This window comes from Streptomyces sp. NBC_00258 (genome assembly GCF_036182465.1).
In the GTDB taxonomy this organism is placed as follows: domain Bacteria; phylum Actinomycetota; class Actinomycetes; order Streptomycetales; family Streptomycetaceae; genus Streptomyces.
Genome location: NZ_CP108081.1, coordinates 7,895,277 through 7,910,669, shown reverse-complemented (window position 1 = coordinate 7,910,669; position 15,393 = coordinate 7,895,277). Strand labels below are relative to the sequence as shown.

General features: G+C 69.8%; 12 protein-coding genes and 2 tRNA genes. 5 read left to right on the top strand and 9 right to left on the bottom strand.

Annotation, left to right across the window (positions count from 1 at the left end; genetic code table 11):
• Nucleotides 1-108: 108 nt before the first annotated feature.
• A tRNA-Pro gene (locus OG718_RS35170) sits at nucleotides 109-185 on the bottom strand.
• A gap of 153 nt (nucleotides 186-338) precedes the next feature.
• Here OG718_RS35170 and OG718_RS35165 point away from each other — a divergent pair.
• Nucleotides 339-409, top strand: a tRNA-Gly gene (locus OG718_RS35165).
• A gap of 90 nt (nucleotides 410-499) precedes the next feature.
• Here OG718_RS35165 and OG718_RS35160 read toward each other — a convergent pair.
• A complete protein-coding gene (locus tag OG718_RS35160; RefSeq protein ID WP_260694832.1) occupies nucleotides 500-1,339 on the bottom strand; it encodes an alpha/beta fold hydrolase in 840 nt (279 codons plus the stop codon).
• Nucleotides 1,340-1,700: 361 nt separating this feature from the next.
• Nucleotides 1,701-1,895: a hypothetical protein gene (locus OG718_RS35155; RefSeq protein ID WP_055611884.1), complete on the bottom strand. Its 195-nt coding sequence runs from the start codon at nucleotides 1,893-1,895 to the stop codon at nucleotides 1,701-1,703.
• Nucleotides 1,896-2,474: 579 nt separating this feature from the next.
• Here OG718_RS35155 and OG718_RS35150 point away from each other — a divergent pair.
• Nucleotides 2,475-3,656 carry an acyltransferase family protein gene (locus tag OG718_RS35150; protein ID WP_143632149.1) on the top strand — a complete coding sequence of 394 codons (1,182 nt, stop codon included), beginning with the start codon at nucleotides 2,475-2,477 and terminating at the stop codon, nucleotides 3,654-3,656.
• 100 nt (nucleotides 3,657-3,756) lie between these two features.
• Here the strand turns inward: OG718_RS35150 and OG718_RS35145 are convergent, their stop codons facing one another.
• From OG718_RS35145 to OG718_RS35135, 3 genes are read right to left on the bottom strand one after another with little or no spacing between them, the layout of a single operon-like run.
• Nucleotides 3,757-4,239 (bottom strand): HD domain-containing protein, encoded by a 483-nt coding sequence (locus tag OG718_RS35145; RefSeq protein WP_186000994.1) that lies wholly within the window; start codon nucleotides 4,237-4,239, stop codon nucleotides 3,757-3,759.
• Nucleotides 4,236-6,689 (bottom strand): ABC transporter permease, encoded by a 2,454-nt coding sequence (locus OG718_RS35140; protein ID WP_328846058.1) that lies wholly within the window; start codon nucleotides 6,687-6,689, stop codon nucleotides 4,236-4,238. Before OG718_RS35140 ends, OG718_RS35145 begins: the two co-directional genes overlap by 4 nt.
• The gene (locus OG718_RS35135; RefSeq protein WP_328846057.1) at nucleotides 6,689-7,531 is read right to left on the bottom strand and encodes an ABC transporter ATP-binding protein; all 843 of its coding nucleotides are present in this window, start codon (nucleotides 7,529-7,531) and stop codon (nucleotides 6,689-6,691) included. Before OG718_RS35135 ends, OG718_RS35140 begins: the two co-directional genes overlap by 1 nt.
• Before the next feature lie 323 nt (nucleotides 7,532-7,854).
• On the opposite strand from OG718_RS35135, the gene OG718_RS35130 reads away from it, so the two are divergent.
• Nucleotides 7,855-9,033, top strand: a complete 1,179-nt coding sequence (locus tag OG718_RS35130) for a cation:proton antiporter (protein WP_143632154.1) — start codon at nucleotides 7,855-7,857, stop codon at nucleotides 9,031-9,033.
• 420 nt (nucleotides 9,034-9,453) lie between these two features.
• On the opposite strand, the gene OG718_RS35125 is transcribed toward OG718_RS35130, so the two are convergent.
• Nucleotides 9,454-10,635: a PP2C family protein-serine/threonine phosphatase gene (locus OG718_RS35125; protein ID WP_143632155.1), complete on the bottom strand. Its 1,182-nt coding sequence runs from the start codon at nucleotides 10,633-10,635 to the stop codon at nucleotides 9,454-9,456.
• A 186-nt stretch (nucleotides 10,636-10,821) separates the two neighbouring features.
• On the opposite strand from OG718_RS35125, the gene OG718_RS35120 reads away from it, so the two are divergent.
• Nucleotides 10,822-12,057: a GNAT family N-acetyltransferase gene (locus OG718_RS35120; protein ID WP_328846056.1), complete on the top strand. Its 1,236-nt coding sequence runs from the start codon at nucleotides 10,822-10,824 to the stop codon at nucleotides 12,055-12,057.
• Nucleotides 12,058-12,110: 53 nt separating this feature from the next.
• Here OG718_RS35120 and OG718_RS35115 read toward each other — a convergent pair whose 3' ends face one another.
• Nucleotides 12,111-12,920: an Fpg/Nei family DNA glycosylase gene (locus OG718_RS35115; protein WP_328846055.1), complete on the bottom strand. Its 810-nt coding sequence runs from the start codon at nucleotides 12,918-12,920 to the stop codon at nucleotides 12,111-12,113.
• A 183-nt stretch (nucleotides 12,921-13,103) separates the two neighbouring features.
• The gene (locus OG718_RS35110) at nucleotides 13,104-13,589 is read right to left on the bottom strand and encodes a ribose-5-phosphate isomerase (RefSeq protein WP_143632160.1); all 486 of its coding nucleotides are present in this window, start codon (nucleotides 13,587-13,589) and stop codon (nucleotides 13,104-13,106) included.
• A gap of 320 nt (nucleotides 13,590-13,909) precedes the next feature.
• On the opposite strand from OG718_RS35110, the gene OG718_RS35105 reads away from it, so the two are divergent.
• Entirely contained in the window at nucleotides 13,910-15,382 is a 1,473-nt protein-coding gene (locus OG718_RS35105; protein WP_143632161.1) for an amino acid permease, read from the top strand.
• Nucleotides 15,383-15,393 lie beyond the last annotated feature (11 nt).

The window sequence follows — 15,393 nt, the reverse complement described above, 5'->3', positions numbered from 1 at the left end:
GGGACGTAACAATGCAGACACACGGGCGCGCAGTTTGCATACTAGCCGCAGGCGGGACACGCCCCAAAAGGTGATCTTGCCGATGTCCGACACAGTGGTCCGGCACGGTGGTCGGGGTGGCGGGATTTGAACCCACGGCCTTCCGCTCCCAAAGCGGACGCGCTACCAAGCTGCGCCACACCCCGTCTGGTGCGAGACGTAGGGTACATGCCCGCAGGCGGCGCGGCTCCCGCATTTCACGGGGCACTCGGGCCCTCCGGAACGGGGTGTGCGACGAGGGGGTGCGACCCGCTACGATACTTCCGTGCCGCGCGTCACTGACCTGCGGCGCGTCCTGCGCGGGCGTAGCTCAATGGTAGAGCCCTAGTCTTCCAAACTAGCTACGCGGGTTCGATTCCCGTCGCCCGCTCTGTACGGCTCAGGGCCAGGTCGGAGATTGATTCTCCGACCTGGCCCTGACGCGTTTCCGGAGCGGGTCGCGGGTTTCAGCGTCGCGGGTTCAGTTCCGGAGGAAGGCGATCAGCTCGCCCAGGAGGCGGGCCGGGGCGTCCAGGGGGACCAGGTGGCCCGCGTCCGGGATCGGGCGGAGGCGGGCGCCCGGGATCAGGGACGCGAGTTCCTCTCCCTTGGCGGGTGGGATCCAGGTGTCCTCGGTGGCCCAGCAGACGGTGACGGGCAGGTTCAGCGTGGGATAGAGCGGTTGGATCTCGTCCGTGTGGCGCTGGTCGGCCTGGGCGATCTGGCGGTAGAACGCCGCCTGTCCCTCCGAGTCCGCCCAGGGGGCTACCAGTGCCTCCAGCGCCTCGGGCAGCAGTCCCCGATGGCTCGCGGAACTCACGTACTCGCGGACCAGGGCCTCGTGCAGCGGTGCGGGCAGTTGCTCGAAGACCGCCGCGTGCTCGGCGACCAGGCGGAAGAAGGGTGAGCCCCAGGGGGCGAGCGCGACGGGGTCGACCAGGGCGAGGCGCCGGTACTCGGCCTTGTGCAGCAGATGCGCGCGCAGTGCGACGCAGCCGCCGAAGTCGTGCGCGATCACCGACGGGTTCGACAGCCCCCAGACCTCCAGGAACTCGGCGAACACCTCGCCCTGCGCCTTGAGGGACACGTCCTGGCCGTCACTCTTCTGGGAGCTGCCGTAGCCGGGCATGTCCCAGACGTGGACCCGGTGGCCGTCGGCCGCGAGCGCCGGGGCGATGTCGTGCCACACGTACGACGAGAACGGGGTGCCGTGCAGCAGCACCACGGGCGGCCCGTCCTCCGGCCCGAGGCGGTCCCACCGGAGGGTTCCGACGGGGCTCTCCCAACTCTCACGCAACTGCCAGGTGGTCTCGGGGCTCACTTCCTCGGGCTCCTTGGGTCGAGAGGACGGCTGGGAAGAAGACGGAGAACGGATGAGAAGTCGTACGTCGGCGAGAGGGCCCGGACGTCCACCGCGTGGACCGAGCGGATTCCGTACGGCACATACAGGCCGTCACATACAGGCCGTCGCCGTCCAGGAGCTCGCGCCGGCGTGCGCTTCGAGGGGAGCAACTCTTCCGGTACGCCGTGGAGTTCGGGTTCGTCCTCGGTGACCCGGGGCGCCGTGTTCCAGGCGCTGCCGGATGCCGTGACCGCGCAACCTCCGACGGGTCGGGAGTCGCGCAGCCCCATCCCCGTCCGCTCCCCCGGTGCCGTCGTCCGCCGGGGCGTCCCGGAGCCGCTCAGAACTGGATCGAGTTGATGGTCTCCGCTACCGAGTTGAGGAACCGTTGGATGTCGTCCGCCATGCCTGTGGAGGCGAGGAAGAAACCGAAGAGCACGGCGACCACCGCCGGCCCGCCCTTGATCGATCCCCCTCGTATCAACACCACCAGGACGATCCCCAACAGAAGCACCACTGACAGCGAAATGGCCACAACTGATCACACCCTACGGTCGGTCCGCTCTCCCGGCCCGGAGGTGCAACCCCGCACACCCCCGCCAGAACCATCGTGCCACCAACCAGCCCGGCGTATGCGGCGGGTGAGCCATCCATCGGTCACGGACGCGAACGGCCGGGCGTCGCACGGCAATTCGAGCGATCCCTCTCACGGGAAATTCAGGAAGATCGTTTCCATGTCCACACACTCGTCCACACAACGTGTTCGCAGCCAATTCGAATTGTTGCCACAGGCACAGTGGCGAGACTGAAGACGGGTCACTAAAGACGAATCAACCGGACATTTCACCAGAGTCGCCCGCAGACGTTATGCACCATTTAGTCGTGACGAATCAGGACGTAACACCCGCTTGCGGTATGACGATCGACACAGGCATCCGCATGACGACTTCGCCAAATACCGGGTACCCGTACAGCGATAAGCAGGATTCGCCTCAGAGGTTTTACGAAATCACACAGACAACGCTAGGGTGCCTCAGATGTTCTACGCTGCCACGTCCCCCGCACGCGCAGCGAGGTCCAGGATCGTCTCCCCCAGCTCCTGGTGGGAGGGTCTGTGACGAACTCGCTCCGTCCGCACGGCCAGAGGGCTCCGCTCCCGTCGGCCCAGACACCGGCGCCGGGTGTACCGAGCCCGCGACCACCACGGAACCCGGGATCCCCGCAACCGGGTACCGCCACCACCGGGCCGGGCACCAAGCCCGCCAAACAGCGCGACGCGTTCTTCGACAACGCCAAGTACCTGGCGATCGTGTTCGTCGCGATGGGTCACGCCTGGGAACCGCTGACCGACCACAGCCGTGCCGCCGAGGCGCTCTACATGGTCGTCTACACCTTCCACATGCCGGCCTTCATCCTCATCTCCGGCTACTTCTCCCGCAGTTTCGACATGCGCACCGACCGGCTCCAGCGGCTGGTCACGGGCATCGCCGTGCCGTACATCCTCTTCGAGGTCGCGTACTCCCTCTTCAAGAAGTGGGCGGACGACGACCCGAGCCACCCGATCAGCCTGCTCGACCCCTGGTACCTCACGTGGTTCCTGGTCGCGCTGTTCGTGTGGCGCATGACGGTCCCGCTGTGGAAGGTCGTGCGCTGGCCCGTGCCGCTCGCGCTCGCCATCGCGATGCTCGCCTCCGTCTCGCCCGACATCGGCGACGACCTGGACCTCCAGCGGGTCCTGCAGTTCCTGCCGTTCTTCGTCGTGGGCCTGTTCATGAAGCCCGAGCACTTCCAGCTCATGCGGCGCCGCGAGGTGCGGATCCTGTCGGTGCCGGTCCTCCTGGGCGCGCTCGTCTTCGCGTACTGGGCGGGGCCGCGCATGAGCTCGGCGTGGTTCTACCACCGTGACAGCGCCCAGGAGTTGGGCGGCCCCTGGTGGGCCGGTGTCGTGATGACACTCGCCATGTTCGGCTGCTCGATGGTGCTCACCTCGTGCTTCTTCGCCTGGGTGCCGCGCCGCAAGATGTGGTTCACCGTGCTGGGCGCGGGCACGCTGTACGGCTATCTGCTGCACGGCTTCCTCGCCAAGGGCTCCCGTTTCTGGGGCTGGTACGACGAGTACACGTGGCTGAACCAGCCGCTCGGCGAGATCTTCCTCACGGTCGTCGCGGCGGCGGTCATCACCGTGCTGTGTACTCCGCCTGTGCAGCGGGCGTTCCGCTTCGCGATGGAGCCGAAGATGGAGTGGGCGTTCAAGAGGGACGCGACGGAGTTGGCCCGGGAGCGGGCCAAGTCGTAGGGCGCGCCCCGCTCGGCGCCCCTGCGGAGCGCTCCGCGCGGGAACACGTCGTTTGAACCTGCGGGTGCGTTGTGGCTGGTCGCGCAGTTCCCCGCGCCCCTTACGGGGCCTTTGCCAGGCCCAGAAGTTTGCGCATCTTCGTGTACTTCTGGGTCAGGCGGGCCCGGGTGAACTCGTCCAGGGCCGCCAGGCGGGCCGGGTTCGCGTTGTGGGCGAGGTCGGACTCCTTCACGAGGAGGGCTCCCGGGGTGGCCAGGATGCGGTCGGCGTAGGCCTCCGGGGGCTCGCCCTGCCGCTTGGTGAGGGCCAGCACGATGTCCTTCGTGCGCCGGGACAGGGCGGCCTCGCGGAGCCAGTCCTCGGAGAGCGCGTCGTCCTCGACGGAGTCGTGCAGCCAGGCGGCGGCGATCTGCTCCTCGTCGCCGCCGCGGGCCCGCACCCCGTCGGCCACGGCCAGCAGGTGCTCGGTGTACGGGCGGCCCGCCTTGTCCGTCTGGGCCGCGTGCGCGTTCCGGGCCAGGGCCTCGACCTCGGTGAGGGTCAGAAGCGGTCTCTCGGTCACTCGGCGCTCGTTCTCGTTCATGCGTCGAGTGTGCCCCGTATCGCGGCCCGCGCCGGTACGGTCGCCGCCGTCAGGCCGAGGATCACAATGGCCGCCGCGAACGAGCCGTACACCAGCGGGGGTATGTACGGTGCCTGGCCAGTGAGGCCCTTCATCATCGGGACGAGCGTGGCGAGCGCGATGGCCGTGCCGAGGGCGATGCCGGCGAGTGCGACGAGCAGCGCCTCCCAGCGGATCATGCGCATCACCTGGCGGCGGGTGGAACCGATGAGCCGCAGCGTGCCCAGCTCGCGCCGGCGGTCGAGGACCGTCATCACCAGGGTGTTGGCGGCGGCCACGGCCGCGAATCCGCCGAGGACGGCCGCCATGACGGTGTTGGCCCAAGCGTTGATCTCCCGGTCGAGGGACTGGGCGGTCGTGTAGTCCTCGCGGTCCAGGACAGTGCCCACCTTCGCGAGATCGCCGGCGTTCCCGCCCTTCGTCCAGACCTCCGTGGCGAAGGCGGAGCCGACGTGGGACGCCAGGTCGGCCTGGCCCATGGTGACCTGGGACAGTCCCATGCCGCGCTCGTACGTCGCCACGATGCGCGGGGACGTCTTCGTGCCGTCGGGCAGGCGCAGTTCCATCCGGTCGCCCACACCGGCGCCGGCGTTCGCGGCCAGTGAGGCGTCGACGGCGATCTCGCCCCGCTTCAGGGACAGGGCGCCCTTCTCGACCTTCAGGTCCTGCACCCGGGCCAGGTCCCGCGCCGAGCCCGTGACGCCCTGGGTGGAGGCCGAGTTCAGGTACCCGTTCGCCCGCACGAGCACCTCGGTCCTCAACAGGCCGACGGCGGCGGTGACTTCCGGTGCTCGGGCGGCCTCACGCACGGCGCCCGGAGCCAGGCCCCCGTCCGACGTCACGATGTGGTCGGCCACGATGCCGTCCCGCTGCTGCTCCCGGGTGACCCGCTCCTCGCTGGTGTGCATGAAGACGAGGACGGACGAGAAGGCCATCGCGAGGACGATCGGGGTGATCGCGGAGGCCAGCCGGCGGGCGTTCGTACGGGAGTTGGCTGCGGCGAGTGAGGCGGACGCCCCGGCGCCGCGCAGCGGGAGGCCGAACAGGGCGGCGCAGGCGCGTGCGACCAGTGGTCCGAGCAGCGCCACGGCCAGCATGAACAGCATGACGATGCCCAGCGCCGCGTTGGCCGCGTCCTCGCCGGTCAGCGACGCGGCGAGCCCCGCGCAGACACAGCCTCCGGCGGCCGCCGCGATCCCCAGCGGCGTACGGATCCAGCCCGGGCGCAGCCGCTCCACGGATGCCTCGGTGAGCGCCTGGCCCGGTTTGATCCGCGCCGGGCGGCGGGCGGCCGCGTACCCGGCGAGCAGCGCGGCGAGGAGGACCGCGCCGACGGCCGAGAGCAGCGGGATGTACGAGACGGACAGGTCGACGGCCTCCGGGATCGCGCCCTTGTCCTTGAGCTGTCCGAACCACCAGCCGGCCAGCGCGATCCCGGGCAGCAGGCCGGCCAGGCCGGCGAGGGGCGCGACGAGCAGGGTCTCGGTGGCGATGGAGCGGCGGATCTGACGCGGGGTCGTGCCGATGGCCCTCAACAGGGCGAACTCACGCGCGCGTTGGGCGACGGACAGCGCCACGGTACCCATCGCCGTGAAGACGGCGACCGTCGCGGCGATACCGCCGAAGGAGCCGCCGAGCGCGATGAGCGCCTCCTTCGCCTCGGCGAGGGAGGAGTCCTCGACGGTCCCGCGGTCGCCCCCGGCGTACACCTCGGCACGGTTGCCGAGAGCGTGCTCCACCTGGGACTTGAGGGTCCCGGCGGACACGCCCTCCTTCGGGAGGACGGCGATGGCGTCGACGCGGCCGGGGTGCCCGGAGACTCGTACGGCTTCGGTGTCGGTGAACCAGGCGGTGGGTGCCCCGGCCTTCATGAGCCCGGACACGCGGTAGGTGCGGGGGCCGTCGGCCGTGGTGAGGGTGACGCGGTCGCCCACCGTGCCTTTCGTGAGGACGCCCTTCGTGAGGGCGACTTCGCCTTCCCCGGGAGCGTGCCCGGACGTCAGCCGTTCGCCGGTGAAGGCGGTGGAGCCCCAGCCGTGGGCGGTGACCTGCTCACCCGTACGTGTCTGGACGGGGAAGGTCACATCCGGCACCGCCGCCCGCGCTCCCGTCACGGAACCGGCCTTCGCCACCAGGGAGTTGTCCAGCCAGGCCCGGTCCGGGACCGGCACGGCGTCGTCCTCGCGGTTGTCGCCGTGGCCGGTGACGAGGTGGGCCCGCTGGTCGGCGGCGGCGACCACGGGGGCGCCTGCGTAGCGGACGGGCGGAACCGAGGCCCGCAGCCCGGTCTCCAGGAGGATCCCGCAGGCCGAGACGATGAACGCGGCCATGGCGAGCGCGACGAACGTGCCCACGAAGGCGGCGGGCTTGAAGCGGACGGCGGCGCGGGCAAGGCCGTTGGGCACGAACATCAGGCTGCCGCTCCCGAGTAGGAGGGTACGGCGAGCGACGCCATGCGGGCGGCGATCCGGTCGGCCGGGGCACGCTCCAGGTGGTCGACGATCGAGCCGTCGGCGAGGAACAGGACGCGGTCGGACCAGGCGGCGGCCGCCGGATCGTGGGTGACCATGACGACCGTGGCGCCGAGCCCGTCAACGGCCTGCCTCAGCAGGCCGAGGACCTCGGCGGCGGTGGTCGTGTCGAGCGCGCCGGTCGGCTCGTCCGCGAAGACGACGTCGGGCCGGGTGACCAGGGCGCGGGCGATGGCGACGCGCTGCTGCTGGCCGCCGGAGAGCTGGCCGGGGCGTCGGCGCCCCAAGCCTTCGAGGCCCACCTGACCGAGGACCGCGGCCGCCCGGCGCCGGTCGGGCCGGTGACCCGCCAGGCGCATCGGCAGCACCACGTTCTGCTCGACGGTCAGGGACGGCAGCAGGTTGAACGCCTGGAAGACGAACCCGAGGCGCGAACGCCGCAGCGCCGTCAGCTTGTTCTCGTTCATGCCCGTGATGTCCGTGCCGCCGAGCCTGACCGTGCCGCCGCTCGGCCGGTCGAGGCCGGCCGCGCACTGCAGGAACGTGGACTTGCCCGAGCCGGACGGTCCCATCACGGCGGTGAAGCTGCCTCGTGGGAGCGCGAGGTCGATGCCGCGCAGGGCGTGCACGGCGGACGCGCCGCGCCCGTACTGCCGCCGCACGCCGCGCAGTTCGACGGCCCAGTCCCCCGCCGGTCCGGACGCACCCTCCGCGACGAACGACGGCCCGGTCGGGCTCTCTACGGCGTCTCCGTCCTCGTACCGCTTCCTACGCAGCCCCATGGCCGGGTCCGCCTTCCCTCATTCGTCGCCCCGCTCGTCGCAGCGCGCTCGCTGCCGATGTCTCGAAACTACGGATTCGGGACCACCCGGGACCATGAGGACGGCCGCCGAGTCCAGCTGGGGTAAACCCCACCACTCGGTCCGGCCCGGTCGGCACTCCAGATCGTTTGGTAAACTAATTACTGACGATTCCTTGACGCTCCCTTGACCAACTCCCGACCACCTACGACCAGATCCCCGACCACCACCCCCTCTACCGCTCCCTACCGCTCTCTCGACCAAGGAGGAACGGGCCCATCGGACACGCAGAGCTTCTGATCGCCATGGGCGGCGCCTTTCTGGCCGCCGCCGTTCTCGCCCGCGCGGGTGCCCGTATCGGGCTCCCCACCATTCCCCTCTTCATCCTGGCCGGAATACTGCTCGGCCCCCACACGCCCGGCATCGTGCTCGTCTCGGACCCGCACGACATGGAGATGCTCTCCGCACTCGGCCTGGTCCTGTTGCTCTTCTACCTCGGCCTCGAGTTCCACATGGACGACCTCAAGGCGGGCGGGCGCCGGATGGCTCTCGCCGGAGGGACCTACCTCGCCTTGAACGTCGGCGCCGGCCTGGGCTTCGGATTCGCCCTCGGCTGGGGCACCTCCGAAGCGCTGGTCCTCGCCGGGGTGCTGGGCATCTCCTCGTCCGCGATCGTGACGAAGGTGCTCGTGGACACGGGGCGGCTCGGCAACCCCGAGACCAAGCCGATCCTCGGCATCATCGTCGTCGAGGACGTCTTCCTCGCCCTCTACCTCGCCGCCCTCCAGCCGATCCTGTCCGGCGCGAACTCCCTCGGCGCGGCCGTCCTCGACGGCGGCAAGGCCTTCGCCTTCCTGCTGCTGCTCGCCCTCGCCGCGCGGTTCGGTACGCGGGTGGTGGGGCGGCTCTTCGACACCAAGGACGACGAGCTGCTGGTCATCTCCTTCCTCGGGGCGGCCGTGTTCATGGCGGGAGTCTCGGAGTGGTTCGGGGTCGCGGACGCGATCGGGGCGTTCATGGTCGGGCTGATGCTCGGCAGCACCTCCTCCGGGGAGCGGATACTCAAGCTGGTGCATCCGCTGCGGGACGCCTTCGGCGCGATGTTCTTCTTCGCGTTCGGGCTGTCCATCGACCCCGGTGACCTGCCCACCGTGCTCTGGCCCGTGCTGGCCGCGGTGGCGCTGACGCTCGTCATGAACGTGCTTGCGGGGCTTGGTGCGGCTCGTGTGTACGGGTTCGGGGCCGGGCCCGCCGCCAATATCTCCACGACGCTTCTTGCTCGGGGGGAGTTTGCGCTGATCCTTGCGACGATGGCTGCGGTGGCGGGGCTCGACGAGCGGCTGTCGCCGTTCATCGCGGGGTATGTGCTGGTGCTGGCTGTTCTTGGGCCGTTGGCCGCGGGGCGGTCGGGGTGGCTGGCTCGGGTGTTGCCCGGGGGGCGGGACGACGTGGAGGTCGAGCGGGACGTGGCACGGGTCGGCTGAGGCAGGGCTTTCCTTTCCCCCAACCCCACCCCTTCCCGAAACTGGGGGCTCCGCCCCCAGACCCCGGGGTGGGTGGGGATTGGGACGGATTGGTGAGTGCGGGCCCGCTGTGGCTTGTCGCGCAGTTCCCCGCGCCCCTGAAGGGGCGCCCCCGCCGTGGCCCGCGCCCCCTAGCGAGGGCCGAATCATCCACCGGCCGGAGGGGACGTGGCGGGATGTGTGGCCGCAGCATACGAGGACACCAGTTGTCGTCCACCGGGCGGCAACTGCGCCTTACGTCACCGGCTGCGGACGCACATCCCGCCACGTCCCCGCACCAGACGGACGAGCCGAAACCCCCACCCACCCAAGGGGCGCGGGGAACTGCGCGACCAGCCACAAACACACCCGCAGCCGACAACGAAGACGAAGACAAACGACTCAGACCGTCGCCGGCCCCGTCGTCGCCCCCTCGCGGCAGATCAGCAACAGCGCCCGATCGTCGTTCACGTCCTTCGCGACCGCCTCGATGAGGTGCCAGGCCGCGCCGTGGAAGCCCCCGGCCACATACCGGTCGGCCTCGCCGGTCAGGCGGTCGATGCCCTCGACGATGTCGCGTTCGGACGTCTCGACCAGACCGTCCGTGAAGAGCATCAGAACGTCCCCGGGCCGCAACGACCCCTTCACGGGGTCGAACTGAGCCCCGTCGTACACCCCAAGCAACGGCCCCTCCGCGGCCTTCTCCTCCCAGCGCCCGTTCCCCGCGCTGAGCTGAAGCCCCGGCGGATGCCCGGCGGAGAACAGTTCGTAGTCCCCCGAGTCCAGGTCCAGGACCAGATGGATCGACGTGGCGAAACCCTCGTCCCAGTCCTGCCGGAGCAGGTACCCGTTCGCCGCGGGCAGGAACGCGTGCGGGGGAAGCGAGCCCAGCAGGCCCCCGAACGCCCCGGACAACAGCAGCGCACGCGACCCCGCGTCCATCCCCTTTCCGGAGACGTCAGTCAGGACGACCTCAAGCGTGCGGCCCCCGTTCGTACGGGCCGCGACGACGAAGTCGCCGGAGAACGACTGCCCACCGGCCGGCCGCAGGGCCATCTCCCGATGCCAACCCATCGGCAGCTTCGGCAACTTGCTCTGCACCCGGATCCGCTCACGCAGGTCGAACAGCATGGTCCCGCCCCGCCGCCACGGCACACCCACCCGGCTGCGGAACTGGGCGATCAGCAGCCCGAAGAACCCGCACGCGGCCACGACCAGCACGATCCCGGGCGTCACCCGGGAAGGCCCCTCCGTGTACGGCCCGAGTTTCACGGACTCCACGATCAGCGCGGTGGCCGCCGCGGCGTACAGCCCGAGCAGACTCGACGGCCGCAGCAGCAGCCCGCCGGCGACGATCGGCAGGACCAGCAGCGCCGGCGAGCACCAGACCGAGTTCATGAGTGTGAGGCAGGCGATCACGGGAATGGTCAGCAGCAGACCGGCGAGCGCGACCCAGTCGGAGCCGTCGCCGCGGAAGTAGTCGACAGCGGATCTGCGCAGGCCGGTGCGGACCCGGTGAACCTGCTTCTTCAACCGGGCCGTGAACGTATCGGCTTCAGCGCGCCGCTCTCGTCCTGCTGCCATTAGTTCGGGACCCTATCCATCGGACCAGGTGCTTGGCACGGGAGGTCCCACTTGTCCCCCGTCCGGGGACGGAAGTCACAGGGAATTCCGACCCTCGCAGAGCGTACGGCCGGATACGGACCCGACATCGCCGGGCCGGGAGAAATACAGTCGCTCATCCCGGATTGCCCTGGTAGGCATGAGGACATGACGACAGAACTGCGCGTGCTGCGCCCGGACGACTGGGACAAGTGGTACGGGAACCTGGAGCTCGCGTTCGGCGGGGTCGCGGAATCCCCCGAGGAGAGGTCGCTGTGGAGCGACCTCACGGAGCACGACCGGTTCATCGGTGCCTGGGACGGCGACGACTGTGTGGGCACGGCCGGAGCGTTCACGTTCCGGGTCACCGTCCCGGGCGGCGCAGCCGTACAGGCGGGCGGCGTCACGATGGTGAGCGTCGCCTCGACGCACCGCAGGCGGGGTGTACTGCGGTCGATGATGCGGCGCCAGCTGGACGACGTACGGTCCTGGGGCGAGTCGCTCGCCGTGCTCACGGCGTCCGAGCCCGTCATCTACGGCCGGTTCGGCTACGGCGTGGCGACACACCAACTGCGCGCCGAGATCGACACGTCCCGGGTGCGGCTGTCGGTGCCGGAGGGCACGGACGACGTACGGCTGCGGCTCGTGGCGCCGGACGCGCCGGCCGTACGCGACGCCTGCGAGGCCGTGTACGCGCGTCACGTGGCCGCCCGGCCCGGGATGCTGGAGCGCAGGCCCGGCTGGGAGCGGCTGCCGCTGCTCGACCCGGAGAGCGACCGCAAGGGCACGTCGCCGCTGCAGTGCGTGCTCGCGGAGCGGGACGGCGAAGTGGTCGGTTACGCCCGGTACTTCAACAAGCCGGACTGGGACTCGGCCGGCCCCAACGGCACCATCGAGCTGCGCGACCTGGAGGCGCTCGACCCGGCCGCGTACGCCGCGCTGTGGCAGCACCTCTTCGGCATCGACCTGACGTCGACGGTGAAGGTGCACAGCCGTCCCATGGACGACGCCTGGCAGCACCTCGTCTCCGACGTCCGGCGGTGCGGCGTGTCGCTCAGGGACTCGCTCTACGTGCGGCTCGTCGACGTGGGCGCGGCGCTGGAGGCACGGACGTACCAGGCGCCGGTGGACGTCGTGTTCGAGGTCGAGGACGCCTTCTGCCCCTGGAACGAGGGGCGTTGGCGGCTCACGGGTGACGCGAAGGGAGCGTCCTGCGCGCGGACGGCCGACGCGGCCGATCTCACCCTGTCCGTACGGGAGTTGGGGTCGGTCTATCTCGGTGGCGTGTCCCTCGCCTCGCTCGCCGCGGCGGGGCGGGTGCGGGAGCTGCGCCAGGGCGCCCTCGCGGAGGCCTCGCTCGGCTTCTCCTCCGTGGTGGCGCCGTGGCTGCCGCACGGCTTCTGAGCCGTATCGAGCGTTACGGCCCTCATACCTGAGGGCTTCAGGCCCACCGGCTTTCAGGCTTTCTGGCAGGTCGGGCACCAGAAGAGGTTGCGGGCGGCGAGATCGGCGGTGCGGATCTCGCCGCCACAGATGAGGCAGGGCAGGTTGGCCCTGCGGTACACGTAGACCTCGCCGCCGTGGTCGTCCTTGCGCGGCGGGCGGCCCATCGCCTCCGGTTCGTGCTCCGGGCGCACGGTGTCGATGCGGTTGTTGCGGACGCCCTCGCGCATGAGCGCGACCAGGTCCGCCCAGATCGCGTCCCACTCGGCCGCCGTGATGTTCCTGCCCGCTCTGTACGGGTCGATGCCCTGCCGGAAGAGGACCTCGGCGCGGTAGACGTTGCCCACGCCCGCGATGACCTTCTGGTCCATGAGGAGTGCGGCGATCGTCGTACGGCTGCGGGAGACGCGTGCGTACGCGCGGGCCGGTTCCGCGTCCTCGCGCAGCGGGTCCGGGCCCAGGCGGGCGTGTATCGCCTGCTTCTCCGCGTCCGTGATCAGCGTGCAGGTGGTGGGGCCGCGGAGGTCGACGTACATGGTGTCGTTCGCGAGTCTCAGGCGGACCGTGTCCGTGGGTGGGGGTGCGGGGGTGGGGCCGAAGTTCACCTTGCCGAAGAGGCCGAGGTGGATGTGGATCCAGTCCTCGGACTCGAAGCGGAGGAAGAGGTGTTTGCCGTGGGCTTCCGCCGTGGTCAGTTCCGTGCCGTTCAGGAGGGCTGCGGCGTCCGTGAACTTGCCCTGGGGGCTGGTGACGTGTGCCCTGCGTCCGCCGAAGCCGGAGAGGTAGTCCTCGGCCAGCCGGTGGATGGTGTGCCCTTCGGGCACGGCGCCTCCTGGTCGGTGTGCGGTTGCCGTACGAGCTGTTCCTCTTCCCCAGCCCCGCCCCTTCCCGAAACTGGGGGCTGCGCCCCCAGACCCCCCGTACGTGCGGGTTCGTCGTGGCTGGTCGCGCAGTTCCCCGCGCCCCTTTCAGGGGCGCGGGGAACTGCGCAGCGGCGAAGAAAGCCTCTAGCCCTGCGGGTGGTGGGCCGGGATGGGCGGGAGGTCGCGCGTCGTCTCGTACGCCGCCAGCATGTCGATGCGGCGGATGTGACGCTCGTCGCCGGAGAACGGGGTGTTGAGGAAGATCTCGACGAACTTGGTCGCCTCCTCCTCGGTGTGCATCCGGGCACCGACAGCCACCACGTTGGCGTCGTTGTGCTCCCGCCCGAGCGACGCGGTCTGCTCGCTCCACGCGAGCGCGGCCCGCACCCCGGCGACCTTGTTCGCCGCGATCTGCTCCCCGTTCCCCGAGCCGCCGATCACGATGCCCAGCGAGCCCGGGTCGGCCGCCGTGCGCTCCGCGGCGCGGAGGCAGAACGGCGGGTAGTCGTCCTGGGCGTCATAGATGAGGGGCCCGCAGTCGACGGGCTCGTGCCCGGCCGCCCTGAGCCACTCGACGAGGTGGTTCTTGAGTTCGAAACCGGCATGATCGGAGCCGAGGTACACGCGCATGGTCCGAGTGTGACACGCCGGTTTCCGATCGGCCCCGTCGGGGCAGGCGCACGAAATGCGCCGCGTCGCATGGTGGAAAAGTGTGAGTAACACTACAGAACCTCAAGGAAACCTCAAGTAACGATCTGGATTCAAAGGTTCACGAATCCATTCGCCTGGGATTCACTGGACCGGCTTGTGCACCTCGTGTGCATCACCCGTACACCGCTCGTACGGGCTCCCCGTAGGAAAACCGCAGTATCTGCAACATCCGCGGTGGCTCGCAGTCCCCCACTTGAGTCCCCTCCCCTACAGTCCCCGGCGCAAAGGAACACCGTCCTATGACCTCGCAGCCGACTATGACGAAGGCCGGAAACGGCCCCGAAGGGCCCGGAGAACCCGGAGGGCCCGACGCCGGCCTCCAGGCCGGGCTCAAGAACCGTCACCTCTCGATGATCGCCATCGGCGGAGTCATCGGCGCCGGCCTGTTCGTCGGTTCCAGCTCCGGTATCGCCACCGCGGGCCCCGGCATCCTCCTGTCGTACGCCCTCGTCGGCACGATGGTCGTCCTCGTGATGCGGATGCTCGGCGAGATGTCCGCCGCGAACCCGACCTCGGGTTCGTTCTCCGCGCACGCGGACCGGGCGCTCGGCCGGTGGGCCGGGTTCTCGATCGGCTGGCTGTACTGGTTCTTCTGGGTCGTCGTGCTCGCCATCGAGGCGACCGCGGGTGCCGTGATCCTGGAGAGCTGGATCCCCGCCGTACCCCAGTGGGGCTGGGCGCTCATCGTCATGGTCGTCCTGACCGCGACGAACCTGGTCTCCGTCGGCTCGTACGGCGAGTTCGAATTCTGGTTCGCCGGGATCAAGGTCGTCGCGATCGGCGCGTTCATCGTCATCGGCGGGCTCGCGGTCTTCGGCGTGCTGCCGGGTGTCGACAGCGACACGGCAGGCCTCGGGAACCTCACCGATCACGGCGGGTTCCTGCCGAACGGGCCCGGCGCGATCCTCACCGGCATCCTGCTCGTCGTCTTCTCCTTCATGGGCAGCGAGATCGCCACCCTCGCGGCGGGCGAGTCGGAGAACCCGCAGCGCGCGGTCACCAAGTCCACCAACAGCATCATCTGGCGGATCGGCGTCTTCTACCTCGGCTCGATCTTCGTCGTGGTCACGCTGCTGCCCTGGGACTCGGACGCCATCCAGAAGGACGGTTCGTACGTCGCCGCCCTGAACTCGCTCGGCATCCCGAACGCCGGCGAGATCATGAAGTTCATCGTGCTGACGTCCGTACTGTCCTGTCTCAACTCCGGCCTCTACACGGCCTCCCGCATGGCCTTCTCGCTCGGCCAGCGCGGTGACGCACCGAAGGCCTTCGCCCGTACCACCAGCCGTGGTGTGCCGATGCCGGCGATCATCGCCTCGGTCGTCTTCGGCTTCGTGGCGGTGTTCTTCAACTACGAGTTCCCCGACTCGGTCTTCCTGTTCCTGGTCAACTCCTCCGGCGCGGTCGCCCTGTTCGTCTGGCTCGTCATCTGCCTCTCGCAGCTGCGGATGCGGAAGATCATCGAGCGCGAGACGCCGGAGAAGCTGGTCGTGCGGATGTGGCTGTACCCGTATCTGACGTACGCGACGATCGCCCTGATCGTGTTCGTCCTCGGCTACATGCTCACCGACACCGAGCACGACGGCCGCAAGACGGTGCTGCTGTCGCTTCTCGTGGCGGCCGTCGTCGTCGGCATCTCGCTGGTACTGGAGAAGGTGCGGCGCGGGAAGGCACGGGCCGAGCTCCAGGAGGAGCAGGACTCCACGGTCTAGACGGCCTCAGC

Coding starts and splice junctions, on each gene's coding strand:
- OG718_RS35145 (WP_186000994.1), bottom strand. CDS start 4,239: ATGAACGAGAACGAGCGCCGAGTGACCGAGAGACCGCTTCTGACCCTC.
- OG718_RS35140 (WP_328846058.1), bottom strand. CDS start 6,689: ATGTTCGTGCCCAACGGCCTTGCCCGCGCCGCCGTCCGCTTCAAGCCC.
- OG718_RS35135 (WP_328846057.1), bottom strand. CDS start 7,531: ATGGGGCTGCGTAGGAAGCGGTACGAGGACGGAGACGCCGTAGAGAGC.
- OG718_RS35130 (WP_143632154.1), top strand. CDS start 7,855: ATGGGCGGCGCCTTTCTGGCCGCCGCCGTTCTCGCCCGCGCGGGTGCC.
- OG718_RS35125 (WP_143632155.1), bottom strand. CDS start 10,635: ATGGCAGCAGGACGAGAGCGGCGCGCTGAAGCCGATACGTTCACGGCC.
- OG718_RS35120 (WP_328846056.1), top strand. CDS start 10,822: ATGACGACAGAACTGCGCGTGCTGCGCCCGGACGACTGGGACAAGTGG.
- OG718_RS35110 (WP_143632160.1), bottom strand. CDS start 13,589: ATGCGCGTGTACCTCGGCTCCGATCATGCCGGTTTCGAACTCAAGAAC.
- OG718_RS35105 (WP_143632161.1), top strand. CDS start 13,910: ATGACCTCGCAGCCGACTATGACGAAGGCCGGAAACGGCCCCGAAGGG.